This is a genomic window from Kitasatospora sp. NPDC090308, from assembly GCF_044769485.1.
Lineage (GTDB): Bacteria > Actinomycetota > Actinomycetes > Streptomycetales > Streptomycetaceae > Kitasatospora > Kitasatospora fiedleri.
This window is the reverse complement of sequence record NZ_JBIVXY010000038.1, coordinates 1-5,187: the sequence shown is the minus strand read 5'-3', so window position 1 is coordinate 5,187 and position 5,187 is coordinate 1. Positions and strand designations below refer to the sequence as shown.

General features: G+C 72.7%; 3 protein-coding genes and 1 pseudogene. All 4 read left to right on the top strand.

What is annotated here, in order from left to right; genetic code table 11:
* Positions 1–99: pseudogene (locus ACIQVD_RS34165) on the top strand (ATP-binding protein); the annotation flags it as partial.
* A 320-nt stretch (positions 100–419) separates the two neighbouring features.
* Positions 420–3,914, top strand: coding sequence for a nitrate- and nitrite sensing domain-containing protein (locus ACIQVD_RS34160; protein WP_400694232.1), 3,495 nt, complete (start codon positions 420–422; stop codon positions 3,912–3,914).
* Between the two features lie 10 nt (positions 3,915–3,924).
* A complete protein-coding gene (locus ACIQVD_RS34155; RefSeq protein ID WP_014138208.1) occupies positions 3,925–4,338 on the top strand; it encodes a roadblock/LC7 domain-containing protein in 414 nt (137 codons plus the stop codon).
* A 166-nt stretch (positions 4,339–4,504) separates the two neighbouring features.
* Positions 4,505–5,140, top strand: a complete 636-nt coding sequence (locus tag ACIQVD_RS34150) for a DUF742 domain-containing protein (protein WP_100836247.1) — start codon at positions 4,505–4,507, stop codon at positions 5,138–5,140.
* Positions 5,141–5,187: the final 47 nt, after the last annotated feature.

Below are 5,187 nucleotides of genomic sequence, written 5' to 3'. Positions count from 1 at the left end.
GAGATCCCCATCATCACCCTCGACGCCCGACGCCGCGACAGCGCCAAGAGCGCCCTCATCACACTCGTCGAACACGCCCTCCTCGCCCGACTCCGATGAAGGCCCGACCCGGCCGGGGGGCGCGCGCCAGGAATGGTTCGCGTCCCCCGGTAACAGTTCGGTAGGCATTTGCCGGGCCGGTCTGACCGTGCGTAGCCGTCCGAACCCGGTCCGCGCCAATGACCTTGAACTTTGCGGGATTTCAACCAGTTATGTCCGTTTTCCACCCCTGGCGCTCGGGGCGGAGGGGCCGTTTGTCCGGCCCACCGGCTCGTGTTGGAATTCCAGCTACCCCGTAGGACCCACGCGGGCCGCGGCCCGCCGGGGGGTAGCCGCCGGATAGATCCATGGCCGCCAGTCGGTCGAGAGGTTGTTGTCGAGTGAGGCGTAAGCAGCCAGTCACCCCTCAGCGGCGCTCCGAGCCCCGCCAGCAGGACCCGGGTAGCGGCCCGACCACCGGTCAGTTCTCCGCGTTCACCGCGCCCGGGGAGCGCGAGCGCGCCGAGCAGACCCGCCCCGCCGCCACCGAGCCGGCCGCGCGCCCCGGACCCGCCGAGGAGGCCCCGCGCCGCGGCGGCCGGTACGACTTCCTGTCCCCGCTGAACTGGCGCGTGCCGACCCGGCTGGTGGCCATCCTGGTCATCCCGGTCATCATCGCGCTGGTCTTCGGCGGCCTGCGCGTCAACACCTCGCTGGACGACTACAACCAGGCCGACCGGGCGGTGCGCATCGCCAACCTGGCCAGCGCCGCCACCAAGCTGGCCGACGCGCTGGAGCAGGAGCGCGACGAGACCCTGGTGCCGCTGCTCACCGGGCAGGGCGACCAGGGCGAGGTCAAGAAGCTCCGGGACAAGACCGACGAGGCCCTGAAGGGCTACAACGACGCGTTCCACGCGATCAAGGGCGATGCCACCATGGCGCGCCGCAACGACCAGTTCCAGGCGGCGGCGGCGTACCTGCCGCACCTGCGCGCCAACGCGTACAAGCCGGAGCTGTTCGCGACCGCGACCGCCAACGCCTACTCGCTGATCTTCGCGCCGCTGCTGGCGGTGGACAACTCGGTCGGCTTCGGCTCCACCAACGTCACCTCCAAGGGCCGCGCGATCTACGCGATGTCGCTGGCCAAGGCGTCCGCCTCGACCCAGCGCGCGCTGATGCTCCAGCTGCTCGTCGGCCTCGGCGTCGGCGGCGTGGACGGCCACGAGGGCGAGGACCTGATCCAGTCGCTGGTGGTCGCCTCCCGCCTGGAGCAGACCGCGCTCAGCGAGTTCAACACCGCCTCCGACGAGGCCGAGCTCAAGGTCTACTCGGACGCCCTGGTCGACCAGGCCACCGCCGACCAGCGCCTGCCGCTGCGGATGCCCGACGGCCACAGCCTGCCCACCATGGACGGCCTGCTCGCGGTCGGCATGTCCTACGCCGGCCAGCTGTCCAGCACCTCGGCCGGCGGCGACAACGCCGCCAAGATCATCGACCAGGTCGGCAAGGACGGCCTGACCCGCCCGCTGTGGGACCAGGCCACCAAGAGCCACATGAGCGCGCTGCGCTCCGCCGAGACCGACCTGCTCGGCCAGGTCGTCGGCGAGGCCCAGGGCATCAAGGACCGGGCCTTCACCGACTGGGTGCTCAACTCGCTGATCGTGGTGGCCTCGCTGGTGCTGGCCGGTCTGCTCACCGGCTACATCGCCCGCTCGATGATCCTCGGCATGCGGACCCTGAACACCGCCGCGCTCGACATCGCCAACCACCGCCTGCCGGAGCTGGTCGACAAGCTCTCCAAGACCGACCCGGAACGGGTCGACACCTCGGTCAGCCCGATCCCGCTGCACGGCCGGGACGAGATCGGCGAGGTCGCCCGCGCCTTCGACCAGGTCCACCAGCAGGCCGTCTCGCTGGCCGCCGAGCAGGCGCTGCTGCGCGGGAACGTCAACGCGATCTTCACCAACCTGTCGCGCCGCAGCCAGGGCCTGATCCAGCGCCAGCTGGCGCTGATCACCGACCTGGAGAACAACGAGGCCGACCCGGACCAGCTGGAGAACCTCTTCAAGCTGGACCACCTCGCGACCCGCATGCGCCGCAACGGCGAGAACCTCCTCGTCCTCGCGGGCGAGGAGCCCGGCCGCCGCTGGAACACCCCGGTGCCGCTGGTCGACGTGCTGCGCGCCGCGGCCTCCGAGGTGGAGCACTACGAGCGGATCGAACTGGCCGGCATCCCCGAGGCCGACGTGGTCGGCCCCGCCGTGACCGACCTCGTCCACCTGCTCGCCGAGCTGCTGGAGAACGCCACCTCGTTCTCCTCCCCGCAGACCCGGGTGCTGGTCAACGCGACCCGGCTGCCGGACGGCCGGGTGCTGGTCGAGATCCACGACAAGGGCATCGGCCTGACCGCCGAGGACTTCGCCGAGATCAACGAGAAGCTGGCCGAGCCGCCCACCGTCGACGCCACCATCTCCCGCCGGATGGGCCTGTTCGTGGTCGGCCGGCTGTCCCAGCGGCACGACATCCGGGTGCAGCTGCGCCCCTCCGGCGAGTCGGCCGGCACCACCTCGCTGGTCATGCTGCCGCAGCAGCTCACCCAGCTGGGCATGATGGCGCCGGAGCCGCAGGCCGAGGAGTTCACGGTCTCCCGGATCTTCGCCGAGCAGGAGCCGGCCGCCGAGTGGGCCTTCGAGGGCCAGGAGCGCACCGCCGCCGAACTCGGCTTCGACGACCACCTGCCCGCCCGCGGCGCCGTGCCCGGCAACGGCTTCTCCCCCGCGCTGGAGTCCATGCAGCGCTCCCAGCGCCTGGAGGAGCGCCGCCGGGCCGCCCTGGAGGCCGGCCCGAGCGCCGCCGAGGAGCCGATGGAGGCGGAGGTCCTGGAGTCGCCCTACGGCGAGCCGGGCCACCCGGAGGACGGCTACCGGGAGCAGTACCCGGAGCCGGACGCGGGCGGCTACCAGCGCCCCCAGGACGACCCGTACCGGCGCCCCGGGGCGGACGCCTACGGCCGGCCCTTCGAGCCGCAGCAGGCCCCGCAGGGCGACGCCTACGGCTACCCCGCCGACCCGTACGCGCCCGCGCAGTACGCCGACGAGCCGTACGCCCCCGGGCCGTACCCGCAGCAGGCCGGCTACGGCGACGAGCAGCAGTACGCCGAGGCGTACCAGCCGGGCTACGGCGACGGGCAGTACGACGGGCAGCAGTACGCCGACGGGCAGTACCCGCAGGCCCAGTACGCCGACGAGTACCAGCAGCAGGACTACGGCTACGAGGAGCCCGCCGGGCACCCGTACCCCGCGGAGGAGCTGCCGGCCCTGCCGCCGGCCCGTCCGGCCGCGGAGCAGCAGCCGGGCGGCGCGCTGCCGCAGCGGCGGCCGGGCCAGCAGCTGGCGGGCGGCGGCGGCGCGGGCCGGGCGGCGGACGGCGAGTCCCCGAACTGGTTCACCGGCGCGAAGGACACCTCGGCGTCGGCCGAGCCGCGCGGGCACGACGTGTCGGCGCTGGGCGGCTACGGGCCGACCGGTCCGACCGCGGCGCCCAGCGAGTGGGAGTCGCCGAACGACGACGGCTGGCAGCGCGCGGAGAAGCTCCGCGAGCCCTCCTCGGCCGGCACGACCCCCTCGGGCCTGCCGCGCCGGGTGCCGCGCCAGAACCTGGTGCCGGGCAACGCCCGGACCACCCCGCAGGAGGGGCCGCAGGTCTCCCGGGACCCGAACGAGGTCCGCGGCCGCCTGACCAACCTGCGCCGCGGCGTCGAGCAGGGCCGCCAGGCCGGCGGCGACCCCGGTACCACCGGTAGTTTCCGGATCGACCCCGACCAGGGGGCGTACGGTGATGAACCGCACAACAGCAGCACCGATCTCTTCGGCGGCTCGAACCAGCAGGAGCGTTGAGTTGACCCAGATGAGCCAGGCCGCACAGAACCTGAACTGGCTGATCACCAATTTCGTGGACAACACCCCCGGGGTGTCCCACACCGTGGTGGTCTCCGCCGACGGTCTGCTGCTGTGCATGTCGGAGGGCTTCCCCCGGGACCGCGCCGACCAGCTGGCCGCCGTCGCCTCCGGACTGACCTCGCTGACCTCCGGCGCCAGCCGCATCTTCGAGGGCGGCGACGTGACCCAGACCGTGGTCGAGATGGAGCGGGGCTTCCTGTTCCTGATGGCGGTCAGCGACGGCTCCGCGCTCGCGGTCCTCGCCTCGCCGGACTCCGACATCGGTCTCGTCGGCTACGAGATGGCCCTCCTCGTGGACCGCGCCGGCGCGGTCCTGACGCCCGCGCTGCGGGCCGAACTCCAGGGCAGTCTCCTGCACTGACGGTTCGTCGGATACCGTCCTGGTATTCGAAAGACCTCATTGCCCGTCCCGAGGTCGCTTCGGCGGCCTCGGGACCGGGCGTTGTACGGCCTTCGCACCACCGGCCACGGCGCTCCCCGGCGACGCGGCCAGCAACGCACCGCCGCACCCTTTGAGGAGATGAACCGTGACACCGCCCGACCACAGTGGCCAGTACGGCGCCCCGTACGCGGGCTCCGGCCACGACGCTTTCGGGGTTCCCGGCGTCGGCCACGGTCAGCAGCCGCAGTACGCGCCGCAGTTCAACGGTGGCCAGTCGTACCTGCCCCCGCAGTCCGATCCGCGCTGGTACCAGCAGCCGGACGGATACGGCCAGGCCCACCCCGGTGCCGACTCGTTCCCCGACCCCGGCCTGCCGCACCGCTACGAGGAGCAGCAGCCCGGCCACGTCGAGGAGTACGCCGACGAGGAGGAGGACGCCGAGCCGCTGATCCGGCCCTTCGCCATGACCGGCGGACGCACCCGGCCGCGCTACGAACTCGCGCTGGAGGCCCTGGTCTCCGCCGCGGTCGACCAGGCCCGGATGGCCACCCTGCTGCCCGAGCACCAGCGGATCTGCGCGCTGTGCAGCTCCGACGTGAAGTCGGTGGCCGAGATCTCCGCGCTGCTCGGCCTCCCGCTGGGCGTGGCCCGCATCCTCGTGGCGGACCTGGCCGAGGCCGGCCTGGTCGCCATCCACCAGCCCGCAGCCGGCGGCGAATCCGGCAACCAGCCCGACGTCACGCTGCTCGAAAGGGTCCTCAGTGGACTTCGCAAGCTCTAACGCGGCCGCCGCCCCCAGCCGCGCCACCACCTCCGCCAAGATCGTCG